Source organism: Neisseria sp. P0022.S009 (genome assembly GCF_051956675.1).
GTDB lineage: Bacteria > Pseudomonadota > Gammaproteobacteria > Burkholderiales > Neisseriaceae > Neisseria.
On record NZ_JBQCXE010000001.1, the window covers coordinates 498,910 to 514,171 of the forward strand.

Sequence of the window (15,262 nt, forward strand, 5' to 3'; positions counted from 1 at the left end):
TTTGTCAGAATTTTAGATTGATTCAATAATATGTTAATTGGTTTGGACAGGCGGTGTTTTTATGGCTTAATCGGTCGGTTTGATTTTTTGTGATTTTATTCTTTTGTTTTTTATGGGTTTTATTTTGAGTATGTATTTTGTGTGAATATTGATGGGGAAATGGTTTGGAAGGAGGGGATTTGAAAAGGGGTTTGGTGTAATAGATGAATGAAATTTTGTATTTGGAATTATATTTATTTGGGTTATGATTTTGTAATGTAGTTTTATATCAGGGAGCAGTCTGGTTTTGATTTTTAAGGCGTTGGATTTCTTGAGTGTTTTAGAAGGGTATATTCAGGATGTTTATATGTTGAATGCGATTAGGGTGAGCAAAAAATGCTCACCCTATATTTTTAAGATGTTCAGACGGCCTTTATGGGGTCAGAACTTCGATCAATGCTTGTTTTAGGGTGTTTTGGGTTTGCGGGTCTTGTAGGGATGGGCTGTAGGTGATGAAGCTGTCCTCAATGCGCTGATCCAAGGTGGTGATTTTGGCGTAGCGCAGGCTGATGTTGTGTGCGAAGAAGGTCTCGGCGATGTCGGCGAGGAGGTGGGGGCGGTTGACGGCGGTGATGTCTATGGTGTGCCAGCCGGGATAATCTTCTTCGGGGGTGATGATTACGGTAGGCGGAATGGGGATGTGGCGGATGCGGCGGCTGATGTGTGGACGGCCGCTTTGTTTTTGGACGGTGGTATTGCCGTGGATGAAGCTGTTGAGTTCGGCTTCGAGTGCGCTTTGGCGGTCGGGATACTCTTCGGGCGGGAGATTGTCGGGAAGTTGAAGGATAAAGGTGTCGAGGATGTAGTCGTGTTCGGTAATGAAGGCGCGGGCGGCTTGGATGTCGAAGCGGTGGCTGCTGAAGATGCGGCAGAGGCGTGCGAAGAGGCGGTCGCCATTGGGCATGAAGACCATGACTTGAAGGCTGTTGCTTTGGGGAAGGATGCGGCTGCGGACGGCCGGGCTTTGGGTGTCGTAGGCGAGGTTTGCGGTGTGCCAGAGGATTTCCCGAGTCTGATGGCGGACGTAGTATGCGCTGCCGAGGATGCGGCGGAGTTTTTGTTGGTTTTTGAGGGGAACGGCCGCGCGCGTGAGCTGATCGGTCGAGGCTTGTTCGCGTCGGTTGGGGAGGCGTTCGGGATCGTGATGTTTGCTGTTTAAAACGGCGGCGGTGCTGTGATAGAGGGTTTGGAGCAGACTGGCGCGCCATGTGTTCCAAAGTTTGGGGTTGGTGCCGCGGATGTCGGCAATGGTAAGCAGGTAGAGTGCGTCGAGGTATTCGCGTGTGGGAATACGGCGGCAGAAGGCTTGGAGGACATGGGGATCTTGGATGTCTTCTTTTTGGGCAACGGTGGACATGAGCAGGTGGTTTTCAACCAGCCATGCGAGGAGGTGGCTTTCTTCTTCGGTGTAGTAGTGGTTGGCGGCGAATTGTTGTGCGTCTTTGATGCCTTCTTTTGCGTGATCGCCGCCACGGCCTTTAGCGATGTCGTGCAGCAGGGCGGCGGTGTAGAGGACATATGGTCGTGGATAGGCCTGCATGATGGCGCTGGCTTCGGGCATTTCGTGGCTGTGGGTTTCGATGGCGAGACGGCGCATATTGCGGACAACGGTCAGGATGTGGTCGTCTACGGGGTAAATATGGAAGAGGTCGTGTTGGAGCAGGCCGGTGATTTTCTCCCATGCGGGGAGATAGCGGCCAAGTACGCCGTAGAGGTTGAGAAAACGGAGGGTTTGGGTGAGGCCGGTACCGTGTTTGAAGAATTGGATAAAGCGGCGGCGGTTTTCTGGATTTTGGGTGAAACGGGTGTTGATTTTTCGTGTGGCCGCCCACCATGCGCGCAGGGTTTGCGGCTCGATGGTGGTGATGCTTTGCTCCTGCATGGTTTGGATGATGGTGAAGATGTGTTCGGGGTTGTGTTCAAACAGGGCAAGGTCGTTGGCGGCGATTTGGTGGCCGATGCGTTTGTAGCGGCTGTCGATGGGGTGGATATGTTGGGGGCGGCTGGAGGTTTGATGGTTTTTGAGAACCGGAATGAGGATGCCGTTGAGTTGTTTGATGGCTTTGGTGGCGCGGTAGAAGGTGTGCATCAGAGCTTCGCTTCTGCCGCGGATGTCGGGTTGGGTATAGCCTAAGCTTTCGGCAACTTGGGACTGGTAGTCGAAAAGCAGCCTGTCTTCGGGGCGGTCGGCGGTAAGGTGGAGATGAATGCGGATGTTGGCGAGGCGGCGGTAGCCATGAGCCAGCATGCCGGCTTCGGTGCGTGTGAGGACACCGGCGGTAACGAGGGCGGTGGGGTTGCTGTCTATGCCTTGTGCTTTGGCTGTCCAGATAAGGGTGTGGATGTCGCGCAGGCCGCCGGGGCAAGTTTTGATGTTGGGTTCGAGTTGTGCGCCTGTGCCTTGGGATTTTGTATGGCGTTGCTCCATTTCGAGGAGTTTGGCTTCGATAAAGGCGGCTGTGTCGCGACGTGTGTTGAGTTTGTTTAGAAGTTGGGCGGTAAGTTTGGCATCGCCTTGTAGGTGGCGTGCTTCAAGAAAGGCGGTTTCGCCGGTAATGTCGTTTTGGGTACTTTGGAGGATTTCTTCTATGCTGCCGCTTTTGATGGCCGGATTGAGGCGTGCGTCCCAAAGGGTTTGGATAAATTGGGCGGTTTGTTGTTGCAGGCCGTCTGAAAATGGGGCCGAGGAAATAATCGCTAAGTCCCAGTCAGAATGGGGGTAGAGTTCACAACGTCCGAAGCCGCCGATGGCAATCAGACTGATGTCGTTGCTGTCGGGAAAGTGGATTTGCCAGAGGGTTTGCAGTAGGGTTTCAGCAGCGGCGATATGGTCGCGGAAGTAAGCGGTAGGGCGGTTGTTTTGGCGGTAGGCAGTTTCTGCTGCGGCTTTTTGCTGCTGGTAGATTTGGATGGCTTGTTGGGCGGCGGGCATGATGGTGTCTGGCTGTGAATTAGGCTTGGGTATCGGTAGGCTCGGTCATTTGGCGGAGCATTTCTTGCGGCGGAAGGAGGAGTTTGTAAGGGGCGATTTTAAGCGCGGATGCGATTTTTTCGATGTTGGAAAGGGCGATGTTCCAGCGTTTGCGTTCGACGGCGGAAACGTAGGTGCGGTCAAGTCCGCATTGGCGTGCCAGTTCTTCTTGCGACCAGCCGTGATTAACGCGGTAGAGGCGCATGTTGTAAGCGATAATGGCGCGGAGGTCTTGCGGATCGGGCAGGCTTGGAGGGGGAGTGAGTTTGTTGACCATGGTGTTTTGAGTTTGTGGTTTGAACGATAAGGGGATTTTATACTATTTTTGTGAGAGGAAAGGAAAGGCCGTCTGAAAGTTTTCAGACGGCCTGAAAGGGGGTAGGTATAAAAAAAAGGGGGTGGCTTTCGGCCACACCCAAACACACACACATCAAGAGGAAAGAAAAATCATTTAATAAGAGAGCTGGCTCTTATCGAGGAAACTGGAGGATTCGGGCTTGGCCCTGAATCATTGAAAGGCATTATAAATGAAAATAGGGTCAGGGTATTGATACAGGTCAATTCGGGCTTGATTTAGAAAATATATTTTTAGGATAGTGGAAATAAATTAAAAATAAGCTAAGGCAATCAGGCCGTCTGAATAATCGGTTTCAGACGGCCTGATTGGTTTGAAGGCTACTACTTATATATAAATAAAGTATTAAGCCAAACCTTTATCTTTGGCTTCTTGCAGGCGGGTTTCAAAGTTGCTGAGGTTGACGCCAGCCTGTTCGGCTGCGGCAACTACTTCGGCTACGGATGCGCCGTGTTGCACTTGATGATAACCCCAAAGCAGGGAGCAGCGAGTACCGGTGCGGCAGAAAGCAAGAATAGGAGCCGGAGATTGTTGCAACAGATTTTGGAAGGCTGCGACATCGGCTGCGTTGATTTGAGGCGCGACAACGGGCTGGGATGAGAATTGGTTGATGCCAGCCTCTTTAAACCAGTTTTGCACTTCGGCAAAAGCCGGTTGGTTTTCTTCTTCACCGTCCGGGCGGTTGCAGATGATGGTTTTGATGCCGAGACGTACGGCTTCTTGGACATCTGCTTCGGTCAGTTGGGGGGCGATATAGAGGGTGTCGGTCAGTTTACGGATGGGCATAGTTTTTCCTTTCTTTATATTAAATGGATATGTTGATTTCAGACGGCCTAGGAAGTGGCAGGCCGTTTGAAGTTTTATTTAATGATTGTACAACCAGTTTTCGAGTTTTTGGCGATCGGTAATGTGCAGCAGGGCAGTATTGGCTTCTGCCGCTTGAACTGTGATGCTGGTTTCACGCAATAGGCCTTGACGGAAGAAATGGATGGTGGTGCGCGTGCCGATAGGCAGTTTGCTCCACTGTGCCGCAAGGTCGTTGCAGGCATAGCCGCCTAGGGCGATGATTTTGTCTTGCGGGCAGAGTCCGGCATTTTCTGCACTGCCGCCATTAAATACATGAGTCAGGACGGCATGATCGCTGCTTTGTTTGAAACGTGCGCCCAAATCGTTGGCGGGGGCAACCGATTGGGGTTCGCTTGCAAATGCTCCGCCATGTTGGCGAGGTAGGGGAATAAAGTCGAGTTTGACACCTACGCTTTGTAGGCATTCTGCGAGCGGAAGGTCTTCGGTGCTGTATAAGGCCGTCTGAAAGAAGGTTTCTAAATCTAAACTGGTCATTTCTTGGCAACGGATTTGCCAGTGTTTTTCGGGTATGCCTTGATGGGTGTTGCACCAGTCGCGATAGTGTTGCTGCATCACGCTGTCGATGGTGTATTTGCCTTGGCTTTTTTCACGGATGATAAGGTCGAGGCAAAGTGCGGCCAGTGCGCCTTTTTGATAGTAGCTGACGATGGCGTTTGGGCTGTTTTCGTCTTGTTTGTAGAACTTGTCCCACGCGCTGAAACTGGATTGGGCAAGTGTTTGTTTCAGGCGGCCTTGTGTCTGCTGTACACGTGTGATGCTTTGTGCAAGCAGGGTAAGGTAGGCTTCGGGGCTGATGGTTTTGCTTCGGGCTAGAAAGAGGTCGTCGTAGTAGGAAGTAATGCCTTCGAATGCCCAAAGTTGCTCGGTATAGTTTTCTTGGTCGAGGTTGTAAGGTGCGAATACGGCCGGTTTGATGGATTTGACGTTCCATGCGTGGAAGTATTCATGGGAGAAGAGGCCGAGCAGTTCGGTATAGGCTTTGTCGGCTTCACCCATATCGTAAGATGGCAGACTGTGGCGGTCGGCGAGTAGGGCGGTGCTGCTGATGTGTTCCAGTCCGCCATAAAGGTTGTCGCCCAGATGTAATAGGAAAAGGTATTCGGAAAACGGGGCAGGGGAGGGGAACATCGCTAACTCGGTTTCGCAGATTTTTTGAATATCGGCGAGGAAGCGGGTGCGGTCGAAATCAGGATAGATGCCGCTTAATGCAATACGGTGGGGGATGCCTTGTGCTTCAAAGTCGAGGAATTCGATGATGCCTGTTTCAACAGGATGATCAATAAGCTCGGCATATGAGGCCGTCTGAAAAGTGGTCGCCGAAATTTGGGGTAGGGTGGTGGCTATCTGCCATGTGTGTGGCAGGGTAGGAAATTCGACTTGGTGTGGTTGTTCCTCTTGTCCGTGCACTTTTAAGAATAGGCACGCGCCATCAAAAAAGCCGCGCTCGGTACTGAGGAATGAGCCGCGAACAGACAAGTCGAATGCGTAGACGGTGTAGTAAATTTCCCACGCTCCATTGAGGGCAGGGGTTTGCCAATAGTTTTTGCTGGTTTGTGTCAGTGGCTGGGCTTTGCCGTTGCAGCACGCGTTGATGTGTGTGATGTGGCGGGCAAAGTCACGGATGAGATAGCTGCCGGGAACCCAGTTTGGCAGGCTGATTTCTGTTTCAGAATCATCAGTTTGAGTGAATGATAAGGTGATGTGCCATTCATGAGACAGAAAGTTGGGGGTAATTTTGTAATTAATCATGGCTATTGGTTAATTTGCTAAAGTTTATTAAGAGGAAGGGGTTTTAAAGGGTAGGCTTAATCTATATCAATAAAACTGTACGAAAAAGGGGGCTTGAAAAAATGCTGTGTCCGATTTATTGAACATGTTTAAATAATTTATTGATTATAAAAGAAATGAGATTATGTCTCACTAAAGTTTTTATGCAATATGGAATGTAATTTTGCTTGGCATGTTGTGGTGTCTATGTTAAATTTAGAAAAATTTGAGCCTTGGCCGTATTGCGCTTTTCGTAAATGCAGGGGCTGGGGTGAGATAAAAATTTTTTATACCCATAATTTATGGAGACTTCCATGGACACACAAACTTATAACTACAAAGTGGTGCGCCAGTTCGCCATCATGACTGTAGTTTGGGGTATTGTGGGCATGTTGGTTGGCGTTATCGTCGCTGCCCAGCTTTTTGCTCCGGCCCTAGATTTATCCAATATCGGACCTTGGTTCCACTTTGGCCGCCTGCGTCCTCTGCACACCAATGCGGTTATTTTTGCATTCGGTGGTTGTGGTTTGATCGGTACATCATACTACGTTGTTCAACGTACATGTAATACCCGTCTGTTTGGCGGTTGGCTGCCTGCATTTACCTTCTGGGGTTGGCAGGCCGTTATCGTGGCTGCTGCCATCAGCTTGCCTATGGGTTACACCCAAGGTAAAGAATACGCCGAGTTGGAATGGCCTATCGACATTTTGATTACGCTGGTGTGGGTTGCCTACGCTATCGTATTCTTCGGTACGATTGCCAAACGTAAAATCAAACATATTTACGTTGCCAACTGGTTCTACGGCGGCTTTATCTTGGCCGTTGCACTGTTGCACATCGTCAACAATATCAGCATCCCTGCCGGTTTGATGAAATCTTATCCGGTTTACGCAGGTGCGATTGATGCGATGGTTCAATGGTGGTATGGCCACAATGCGGTGGGCTTTTTCCTGACAGCCGGCTTCTTGGGTATGATGTACTATTTCGTACCTAAACAAGCGGGCCGTCCGATTTACTCTTACCGCTTGTCCGTCGTTCACTTCTGGGCTTTGATTTTCACTTATATGTGGGCTGGTTCACACCACTTGCACTACACCGCATTGCCTGACTGGACTCAATCTTTGGGTATGGTATTGTCTTTGATCCTGTTTGCGCCTTCTTGGGGCGGTATGATCAACGGTATCATGACTCTGTCCGGCGCATGGGACAAACTGCGTACCGACCCGATTTTGAAATTCTTGATCGTTTCTCTGTCTTTCTACGGTATGTCTACCTTCGAAGGCCCGATGATGTCTATCAAAACCGTTAACGCTCTGAGCCACTACACCGACTGGACTGTTGCACACGTTCACGCCGGCGCATTGGGCTGGGTGGGCTTTGTAACCATCGGTTCCGTTTACTATATGATTCCCCGCTTGTTCGGCAAAAATGAAATGTACAGCACCAAATTGGTTGAGGCGCATTTCTGGATCGCGACCATCGGCGTGGTTCTGTATATCGCTGCAATGTGGATTGCCGGTGTGATGCAAGGCCTGATGTGGGGTTCTTTGAATGACGACGGCACACTGACTTATTCCTTCGTTGAATCCGTAAAACGTACCATGCCTTACTACATGATTCGTTTCACCGGCGGTCTTCTGTACCTGAGCGGTATGTGCATCATGGCATATAACGTTTACCGTACTGCTATCAGTGGTAAAGCGGTTGATGCTGAGATTCCTGCGGTTTCTCAAACCCAACACCACTAATAATAAGAAAGATAGGCTACCAAAATGAAATTGCAACAATTAGCTGAAGAAAAAGTTGGTGTACTGATTGTATTCACCCTGCTTGTAGTCAGCGTCGGCCTTCTGATCGAGGCTGTCCCGCTGTTCTTCTCCAAGGCAGTTACTGAACCTGCACCCGGCGTGAAACCATATAACGCCCTGCAAGTGGCAGGTCGCGATATTTATGTGCGCGAAGGCTGCTACAACTGCCACTCTCAAATGATTCGTCCATTCCGTGCAGAAACTGAACGTTACGGTCATTACTCCGTTGCCGGTGAGTCTGTTTATGACCATCCGTTCCAATGGGGTTCTAAACGTACCGGTCCGGATTTGGCTCGTGTCGGCGGCCGTTATTCCGATGAATGGCACCGCATCCACCTGCTGAACCCGCGCGACGTTGTGCCGGAGTCCAATATGCCTGCATTCCCATGGCTCGCACGCAATAAAGTCGATGCCGAGGCAACTGTGGCGCATATGAAAGCCCTGCGTAAAGTGGGTACACCTTACAGCGATGAAGAAATTGCCAAAGCACCTGAAATGCTGGCCAACAAATCAGAGCTGGACGCTGTTATCGCCTACCTGCAAGGCTTGGGCTTGGCATTGAAAAACGTAAGGTAACATCATGGACGCTAACTGGGCTCGCTCGCTCTTTACTGTTTGGGTATTCATCAGCTTTATTTTAGTCCTCTATATTGTGTTCAATAGACGCAATAAGAAAAACTATGACGATGCTGCCAGCAGTATTTTCGATAATGACGAACAAAGGCCGTCTGAAAAGGACGATCAAGCTCAGTCAGTCCGTGATCACGGAGCAAAATAATGAACACAACATCCCAATTTACCAGTAGTTTCTGGAGTATATATATTGCCGTTATCGTCGTGCTCAGCTTCATCGGCCTGGCTTGGCTTCTGCTTTCGCAAAACGTTGTGAAACGCCCTAAAAAAGGCGAAGAAGTAAAAACCACAGGCCATGAGTGGGACGGCATTTCGGAGTACAACAACCCTCTGCCACGTTGGTGGTTTTGGCTTTATGTCTGCACATGGCTGTTTGGCGTCGGCTACCTGATTATGTATCCAGGTATCGGCGATTACAAAGGCCTGTGGGGCTGGAGCAGCCATGGTCAATATGAAGAAGAAGTTGCCAAAGCCAATCAGCAATACGGTAAAGCGTATGCTAAATTTTCCAATATGCCGATTGAGAAAGTGGCTAAAGATCCTGAAGCCCGTGCTATTGCGCAAAACCTTTTCAATACCTACTGTATCCAATGTCACGGCTCAGATGCCAAAGGCTCCAAAGGCTTCCCGAATTTGACCGACGACGATTGGTTGTGGGGCGGCGAACCTGAAAAAATTCAGGAAACCATTGAAAAAGGCCGTACGGCAACAATGAAGGCTTGGGGTCCTGAATTAGGTGAAGAGCAAGTAAAAGATGTGGCACACTATGTCATGTCCTTATCCAAATCCAAAGACCAATACGATGAAGAACGTGCCGCACGTGGTAAAGTCTTGTTTAACGGTCCCCCAGCAAGATGTTTTACCTGTCACGGCGACAAAGGTCAAGGTATCCAAGGCGTTGCTCCGAACCTGACCGACAACGTATGGTTGTGGGGCGGTACTCAAAAATCGATTATCGAAACCATCACCAACGGCCGACACAGTCAAATGCCGGCTTGGGGTCACTTCCTCGACAAAGACAAGCTGCATATCATGACTGCCTATGTTTGGGGTTTGTCCAACAAAGACGGTAAAAAAGCTCCTGCTAAAAAAGCCGAGCCTGTTCCGGCAGCTCAACCTGCCGATGCTTCTGCTCCGGCGGCCGCTTCGGCTCCTGCTGCCGATAAAGCTGCTTCAGATGCCAAAGCTGCTCCGGCTGCTGAAGCCAAACCTGCTGAAAAAGCAGAAGCGGCTCCGGTTAAGGTAGATGGCAAAGCTGTTTTTGAAGCCAACTGTAAAACATGTCATGGCGGTATGATTCCGGGCGCACCTGTTGTCGGTAAAAAAGACGACTGGGCTCCTCGAATCAAGCAAGGTAAAGACACTTTGCACAAACACGCGCTTGAAGGTTTTAATTCAATGCCTGCCAAAGGCGGCAACAGCAGCTTGAGTGACGATGAGGTTAAAGCGGCTGTAGACTTTATGGCAAATGAGTCCGGTGCAAAATTCTAATTTTGAGTCGGATTGAAAAAAGCGTACCTAACAAGGTACGCTTTTTTATATTTGATAAAACCAATAAGAAAAGACATATCAAAGAGGCAAAATATATAAGGCCGTCTGAAACATTCAGACGGCCTTTGTTCTTGGTTCAACCAAAATTCATCAATCCAAAGTGGACGTACTGCGTTTCAGGAACCATTCGCTGAAAGGCCACTCGACACTGTCGAGTAAGTTTTTGGTAATTAACCCCAGTTCCGTATCGCCTTCAATTTGCAATTTACGGTTGAAAAATAAGGTGTCGGGATCTTCCTCGCGCATCATCATGCGCATGAAGTCTATGCCGTTGGCGGCCAATCTCAGATCGGGAGCGCCGCTGAAGTTGTCGTCCAGGAATTTTTCCGTATCGGCACTAAACCGCACTTTTATACCGGCATCCAAAACTTCGATTTCGAATTTCCTTCCGGCAAAAAGTTCCATATCAGCAGGCAGTAAACCTTTTTTCAGCATGGTATTCAATACGGAGACCAAAATAAAGCGCGGAGGTTTGCCGGGAAGTTTGGTACCGATTTTCGCCATCCATTTGGGTAATATGATTTCAGGCAGCGCCATAATATGCTTCCTTCACGGTTTCAATACCGGGCTGGCCGCGCCAATAGCCGTCAACCAGTGTTCCGGTAGTCAGTCGTTCTAACTCGGGGCGGATATCTTCCCATGTGGCTTTTTCATCCAATACATCGCGGTGAATTTGGATAATTTCAGCCATGCCGTGCATTTGTGGCGACAGTCTGAGCATATTCACGCCGATTTTATTCAAGTCTTCATGGTGGGGCAGTAGGTTTTGGCAGCCGTAAGACATGGTTTGGATGCCGTTGATGGTGAGAAACGGCTGGCCTTCGCGCGTATTCATGGCCATACCGTGCTCGTGGTCGAGGCAGCGGAACTCGCAACTGTCTTTATTCAGATTGTAATGGCGGGCGGTAAAGCAACGTGATGAATAGGCGAGTGGCATTTTGCCCCAAGCAAAGAGTTCGGTTTCAATGCCGTCTGAAGCCTTGATGATTTCGGCAACCTTATCGCGGCTCAGCTCGGACGGTGCAATCCAGCGGAATGCCCCTAATTTTCGGAATACGTCCAAAGTGGTTTCATTGTAGATATTCAGGCTTGCACCGGCAACAAACGGGATGCCGTGTTCGCGTGCCAATTTGACCGCACCCATGTCGTTGGCTTCAACTTTAAACTTTCCCTGCTCCGTGATTTTGCGCAGGCGTTTCAGATCGGATTCGCTTTCGAGCAGGACTTGTGAAGAAAGAATAATCTCCTTACCGCTTTCCGCCAGGTCTTCAGCCAGTCCGAACCAGTCGGCAAAGCGCATTTTCTGACGGCGTGAGCAGACTACCTCACCCAAATAAACCGTATCCAACGGCGTATCCAGCATGGAAACGTAAAATTCCAGCAGGGCTTCTTTTTGCCAGAAAAATAAAATAGGGCCCAGCGACAATTTCAATGAATTCATTTTTTTCCCCCTTATTTCCATGGGCGGTTGTATGCGCCCAAAGTTGTCTGATGACCTTCCGAAACTTTGCTCAATGCATTGTTCCAGGACGGATTGACTTTGAAATGCGACGGGTCGGCTGCGGCTGCATCCAGTGCTTGGCGCAGGGATTTGGTTACCTGAGCCGTATACATCGGACTGCGTTGGCGTCCCTCGATTTTGATGGCGGACACACCGATTTTGATGAGTTCGGGCAACATTTCCAAAACATTCAGGCTGGTCGGTTCTTCCAAAGCATAGTAGGTTTCATCATTGACTTCAAAGCGGCCTTTGCACAAGGTTGGATAACCTGCCGGTTCATTGGGTTTGTATTGGTCTATCAATACCTGGTTTAGACGTACGTTCATGCGGTCGGGCAGTTGTTCCCAGCGGACGGATTTTGCCGGAGAGCAGACACCTTGCATATTGGGCGATTCGCCTGTTGCATAGCTCGACAAGATGCAACGGCCTTCCACCATCACACACAAACTGCCGAAGCCAAAGACTTCAATTTCCACATCAGTATTGTCAATCACATGTTTGACCTGATCGATGGTCAGTACGCGCGGCAAAACGGCACGACGGATGCCGAACAGCTCTTTCATCATATTGATGGCTTCGTAATTGGTGGCCGAACCTTGTACCGACATATGCAGGCGTAAATTCGGATGTTTGTCTGCCGCATACGCCATGATGGCGGGGTCGGCAACAATAATCGCATCGGCACCCAAATCCGCCGCCGTATCCACAGCAGCGTGCCAACGCTCCACTTGGCCGGCTTGTGCGAATGTATTGATGGCCATCAGTACATTGCGCCCGCGCGCATGGGCGTAAGCTACGCCTTCCCGCGCCGATTTCATATCGAAATTCAGTCCCGGAAAGTTTCGTGCATTGGTCGCATCTTTCAAACCCATGTAAACCGTGTCCGCACCGTTGTCCACAGCGGTTTTCAGTGCAGGCAGGTTGCCGGCGGGGCAGACCAATTCTGGAATTTTCTGCATTTTGTGTTCCTCGTCTTGATGATAACCTCTATCGGGTTAATCAATATTTTGTAGAATTCCGGATATTTTATGGATTAATGACACAAGATATGCTGATTTAAATCAAATTGAAAAATTCAGGTTGACGTAGGCATATTGTTTACAAAATCTTAACAGACGTTGTTTTTTATATATTTCATGTGCTTAAAAATTTTGATGACGGATTTTGTTTCAAAATCGACTTATGTTTTTAACTATCGTATTTATTAATTTTTACAATAATAGCGATAGAAAAATGAAAAAAGGCCGTCTGAAAATCTGGTTTCAGACGGCCTTTTGCTTTAAAGGGATGTATTTAAGAGGAACCCAAACGTTTATCGGGTCGGGTAAACACAAAAATAAACAGCGAGGTTAACGCGCCCAAAGTATCGGCAAGCATGTCTTTTTGCGCGTCCCAAATATCGCCTTGAGAACCCAAGAACTCCAGTCCGGCCTCTCCGCCGTCGATAACGGCATATTGCCATTCGATGATTTCATAGGCGGCAGCCACGCTCATGATGAAGAACAGGGAGAAAAACAGAGCCAGCGGCAGATTACACAGCTTGCGGCGCAGCAGCCATTCAGCCATCGGGTAGGCATAAAAGCCGATGATGTAGTGGGCAATACGGTCGTAATGATTGCGGTTTTCGCCCAAAATCGGCTCGACAAAGCGGTTGATGGATTCAAACGGCACATCGGCAAAAGTATAGTATGCGCCGATGGAATGCATAATCAGCCAGAAGCTCATGAATAAGTAGGCCAAATTGCTGAAGCGGAAAATGCGGTAAGTGGCAACCAGAAGGAGAAATACGGAGGCTACGGGGATGATTTCGGCGTACCAAACCGCGCGGTCATGGGGATTGATACCTGACCAAACAATGAGGGCGAAGATAAGCGTAGCAAGAAAAATGGGAAAGATTGGAGAGGGTTTATTCATATCGTGTGTCTGTAATAACAAGGGTTGCGTATTGTATAACGAGTCGGCGGATTGGCGGTTTCGGATATTAGAGGCCGTCTGAAAAATAGTTTTCAGACGGCCTAAAGTTTAGCCGTTCCAGAAATAACGGGTGATGTGGAAAAACACGGGCGCGGCAAAGCAAATCGAATCCACGCGGTCAAGCATGCCGCCGTGGCCGCGTATCATATTGCCCCAGTCTTTGACACCATAATCGCGTTTGATGGCAGACATAACCAGGCCGCCAAAGAAGCCCATCAGGCAGACGATGAAGCCGATAACGGCCGCTTGGCCGTGGGAGAACGGCGTAATCGGCGCTATCAGCGCGGCAATGGCCGTGGCCGACAAAATACCTCCGACTGTACCGGAAATGGTTTTGGACGGGGAAAGCGAGGGCATGATTTTTGCACCGCCGATCAGTTTGCCCCAAACGTATTGCAACACATCCGATACTTGCACCACGCCAATCAGGAAGATCAGCAACAGGATATTGTTGCCGTTGTCGAAGCCGTCCAAGTCGAGAAACATCAGCGCCGGAACATGGGACAGGCAGAAGATGCAAATCATCGCCATCCATTGTGTTTTGGCGGCGCGTTCCAAAAAGTGCGCGGTTTGGCCGCTGAGGCTGGCAATAATCGGCAGTATCAAAAAGCCGTAAACCGGAATAAAAATGCTGAACATGCCGTACCAGCCGTCATAGACGAAATAGTATTGCACCGGCAGCAGCAGGTAAAAGCAGACCACCATGCTGTAATAGTCGCTGCGGCGGCGATAGACGAGGGTCATGAATTCGCGCAGTGCGGCAAATGAAATCAGGAAAAACAGTACAACCGTTCCGATTTTTCCGAACCAAAACGCACCCAGCAACACCAGCGTCATCAGCCACCATGCGTAAATGCGGGCGTTGAGGTTGGCGATGGTGGCATTATCTGCACCGTTTTTGCGCTTGAGCCATTGTCCGATGATGCTGGCAAAACACAATACGGCAAATACGCCGACAAAAATATAGCCGGCTTGCGGAGTCAGATGAGCGGCGGCTTGTTCGACAATGATTTGTTGGGAAGTCGTAGAAAGGCTCATGCTTGTCCTCCTTTGTTTTGATGAACTTCAGGTTCATTTTGGCGAAGCTCGCTGCGGTCGTTTTCAGACGGCCTGAGTGCCAGCAGCGCTTCACGGCTGCGTGTCAAAAAACTGTCTTTGTCTTCGTTCTCCTGCAAGGTAAGCGGCTGTCCGATATGAACTTCACACAAAAGCGGGATAGGCAGGATTTTGCCTTTGGGCAGTACGCGGCTGATGTTGTCTATCCAAATCGGAACAAATTCGGTATTGGGTTTGCTTTTTGCCAGATGATAAATGCCGGACTTGAACGGCAGCAGGATGGTGTTGTCGTCAGTATTACGCGTGCCTTCAGGGAAAATAATCAAGGAGTCGCCTGCGTTCAGCGCGTCTTTCATCTGTTCGGTAATCAATTGCGGATTATCGCTATGGCGCGGAATCAGCAAGGCATTGAAAACGTTTTGAATGATGAAGCGTTTGAGTTTGCTCGTCAGCCAGTAATCCGAACCGGCGATAGGGCGCGTGGACAAGCGCCAGCGGCGGGGCAGGGAAATCCACACCAATACAAAATCGCCATGGCTGCCGTGATTGGCGTAATAGACCTTTTGGTGCTGATTGAATGTCAGCTCGCGCGGGCTTTTGGGGCGTACGCCCGTAAGAAAAGAGACCGACAGACACAAGGCTTGGTCGGTCAGCCAGGCAAGTTGTTTTTTGAGGAAGTTTTTCATTGTTTCTGCCTTTGGGGGTGAGATACCGCTAAGGATTTGGTTTGGGTAAATCAG

Annotated in this window: 14 protein-coding genes; 4 read left to right on the plus strand and 10 right to left on the minus strand. The window is 49.5% G+C overall.

Going from position 1 to position 15,262, the window contains the following annotated elements; translation table 11 throughout:
* Nucleotides 1–412 precede the first annotated feature (412 nt).
* The 4 genes from glnD to ACTHUG_RS02400 form a co-directional block, all read right to left on the minus strand.
* Nucleotides 413–2,971, minus strand: a complete 2,559-nt coding sequence (gene glnD, locus ACTHUG_RS02385) for a [protein-PII] uridylyltransferase (RefSeq protein ID WP_049336037.1) — start codon at nt 2,969–2,971, stop codon at nt 413–415.
* Nucleotides 2,972–2,990: 19 nt separating this feature from the next.
* Entirely contained in the window at nt 2,991–3,287 is a 297-nt protein-coding gene (locus ACTHUG_RS02390) for a helix-turn-helix domain-containing protein (protein WP_004519584.1), read from the minus strand.
* Nucleotides 3,288–3,710: 423 nt separating this feature from the next.
* Entirely contained in the window at nt 3,711–4,151 is a 441-nt protein-coding gene (locus tag ACTHUG_RS02395; protein ID WP_049336036.1) for a TIGR01244 family sulfur transferase, read from the minus strand.
* Between the two features lie 78 nt (nt 4,152–4,229).
* Complete coding sequence (locus ACTHUG_RS02400; protein ID WP_049336034.1) at nt 4,230–5,981, minus strand: M61 family metallopeptidase; 1,752 nt, start codon at nt 5,979–5,981, stop codon at nt 4,230–4,232.
* Between the two features lie 332 nt (nt 5,982–6,313).
* Here ACTHUG_RS02400 and ccoN point away from each other — a divergent pair, with 332 nt between their 5' ends.
* Genes ccoN through ccoP form a run of 4 tightly spaced genes read left to right on the plus strand, consistent with a single transcriptional unit; the run spans nt 6,314 to nt 9,931 of the window.
* Nucleotides 6,314–7,747: a cytochrome-c oxidase, cbb3-type subunit I gene (gene ccoN / locus ACTHUG_RS02405; protein ID WP_003748780.1), complete on the plus strand. Its 1,434-nt coding sequence runs from the start codon at nt 6,314–6,316 to the stop codon at nt 7,745–7,747.
* Nucleotides 7,748–7,771: 24 nt separating this feature from the next.
* Complete coding sequence (ccoO, locus tag ACTHUG_RS02410) at nt 7,772–8,383, plus strand: cytochrome-c oxidase, cbb3-type subunit II (RefSeq protein WP_063075589.1); 612 nt, start codon at nt 7,772–7,774, stop codon at nt 8,381–8,383.
* 4 nt (nt 8,384–8,387) lie between these two features.
* The gene (locus tag ACTHUG_RS02415; RefSeq protein WP_003748776.1) at nt 8,388–8,585 is read left to right on the plus strand and encodes a cbb3-type cytochrome oxidase subunit 3; all 198 of its coding nucleotides are present in this window, start codon (nt 8,388–8,390) and stop codon (nt 8,583–8,585) included.
* Nucleotides 8,585–9,931: a cytochrome-c oxidase, cbb3-type subunit III gene (gene ccoP / locus ACTHUG_RS02420; protein ID WP_440386085.1), complete on the plus strand. Its 1,347-nt coding sequence runs from the start codon at nt 8,585–8,587 to the stop codon at nt 9,929–9,931. Before ACTHUG_RS02415 ends, ccoP begins: the two co-directional genes overlap by 1 nt.
* A 150-nt stretch (nt 9,932–10,081) precedes the next feature.
* On the opposite strand, the gene ubiT is transcribed toward ccoP, so the two are convergent.
* The 6 genes from ubiT to ACTHUG_RS02450 form a co-directional block, all read right to left on the minus strand.
* On the minus strand, nt 10,082–10,528 hold the full coding sequence (ubiT, locus tag ACTHUG_RS02425; RefSeq protein ID WP_440386086.1) for a ubiquinone anaerobic biosynthesis accessory factor UbiT: 447 nt from the start codon (nt 10,526–10,528) through the stop codon (nt 10,082–10,084).
* Nucleotides 10,515–11,432 carry a U32 family peptidase gene (locus ACTHUG_RS02430; RefSeq protein ID WP_440386087.1) on the minus strand — a complete coding sequence of 306 codons (918 nt, stop codon included), beginning with the start codon at nt 11,430–11,432 and terminating at the stop codon, nt 10,515–10,517. The genes ubiT and ACTHUG_RS02430 overlap by 14 nt, the downstream gene beginning before the upstream one ends.
* A gap of 11 nt (nt 11,433–11,443) precedes the next feature.
* Nucleotides 11,444–12,451, minus strand: a complete 1,008-nt coding sequence (gene ubiU, locus ACTHUG_RS02435; protein ID WP_003748766.1) for a ubiquinone anaerobic biosynthesis protein UbiU — start codon at nt 12,449–12,451, stop codon at nt 11,444–11,446.
* A gap of 334 nt (nt 12,452–12,785) precedes the next feature.
* Nucleotides 12,786–13,406, minus strand: coding sequence for a DUF2238 domain-containing protein (locus ACTHUG_RS02440; RefSeq protein WP_440386088.1), 621 nt, complete (start codon nt 13,404–13,406; stop codon nt 12,786–12,788).
* A gap of 108 nt (nt 13,407–13,514) precedes the next feature.
* Nucleotides 13,515–14,504, minus strand: coding sequence for a phosphatidate cytidylyltransferase (locus tag ACTHUG_RS02445; RefSeq protein ID WP_440386089.1), 990 nt, complete (start codon nt 14,502–14,504; stop codon nt 13,515–13,517).
* A complete protein-coding gene (locus ACTHUG_RS02450) occupies nt 14,501–15,208 on the minus strand; it encodes a lysophospholipid acyltransferase family protein (protein ID WP_440386090.1) in 708 nt (235 codons plus the stop codon). The genes ACTHUG_RS02445 and ACTHUG_RS02450 overlap by 4 nt, the downstream gene beginning before the upstream one ends.
* Nucleotides 15,209–15,262: the final 54 nt, after the last annotated feature.

Excerpts from the sequence above, each read along its gene's own strand:
- glnD (WP_049336037.1), bottom strand. The coding sequence starts at position 2,971 with ATGCCCGCCGCCCAACAAGCCATCCAAATCTACCAGCAGCAAAAAGCC.
- ACTHUG_RS02390 (WP_004519584.1), bottom strand. The coding sequence starts at position 3,287 with ATGGTCAACAAACTCACTCCCCCTCCAAGCCTGCCCGATCCGCAAGAC.
- ACTHUG_RS02395 (WP_049336036.1), bottom strand. The coding sequence starts at position 4,151 with ATGCCCATCCGTAAACTGACCGACACCCTCTATATCGCCCCCCAACTG.
- ACTHUG_RS02400 (WP_049336034.1), bottom strand. The coding sequence starts at position 5,981 with ATGATTAATTACAAAATTACCCCCAACTTTCTGTCTCATGAATGGCAC.
- ccoN (WP_003748780.1), top strand. The coding sequence starts at position 6,314 with ATGGACACACAAACTTATAACTACAAAGTGGTGCGCCAGTTCGCCATC.
- ccoO (WP_063075589.1), top strand. The coding sequence starts at position 7,772 with ATGAAATTGCAACAATTAGCTGAAGAAAAAGTTGGTGTACTGATTGTA.
- ACTHUG_RS02415 (WP_003748776.1), top strand. The coding sequence starts at position 8,388 with ATGGACGCTAACTGGGCTCGCTCGCTCTTTACTGTTTGGGTATTCATC.
- ccoP (WP_440386085.1), top strand. The coding sequence starts at position 8,585 with ATGAACACAACATCCCAATTTACCAGTAGTTTCTGGAGTATATATATT.
- ubiT (WP_440386086.1), bottom strand. The coding sequence starts at position 10,528 with ATGGCGCTGCCTGAAATCATATTACCCAAATGGATGGCGAAAATCGGT.
- ACTHUG_RS02430 (WP_440386087.1), bottom strand. The coding sequence starts at position 11,432 with ATGAATTCATTGAAATTGTCGCTGGGCCCTATTTTATTTTTCTGGCAA.
- ubiU (WP_003748766.1), bottom strand. The coding sequence starts at position 12,451 with ATGCAGAAAATTCCAGAATTGGTCTGCCCCGCCGGCAACCTGCCTGCA.
- ACTHUG_RS02440 (WP_440386088.1), bottom strand. The coding sequence starts at position 13,406 with ATGAATAAACCCTCTCCAATCTTTCCCATTTTTCTTGCTACGCTTATC.
- ACTHUG_RS02445 (WP_440386089.1), bottom strand. The coding sequence starts at position 14,504 with ATGAGCCTTTCTACGACTTCCCAACAAATCATTGTCGAACAAGCCGCC.
- ACTHUG_RS02450 (WP_440386090.1), bottom strand. The coding sequence starts at position 15,208 with ATGAAAAACTTCCTCAAAAAACAACTTGCCTGGCTGACCGACCAAGCC.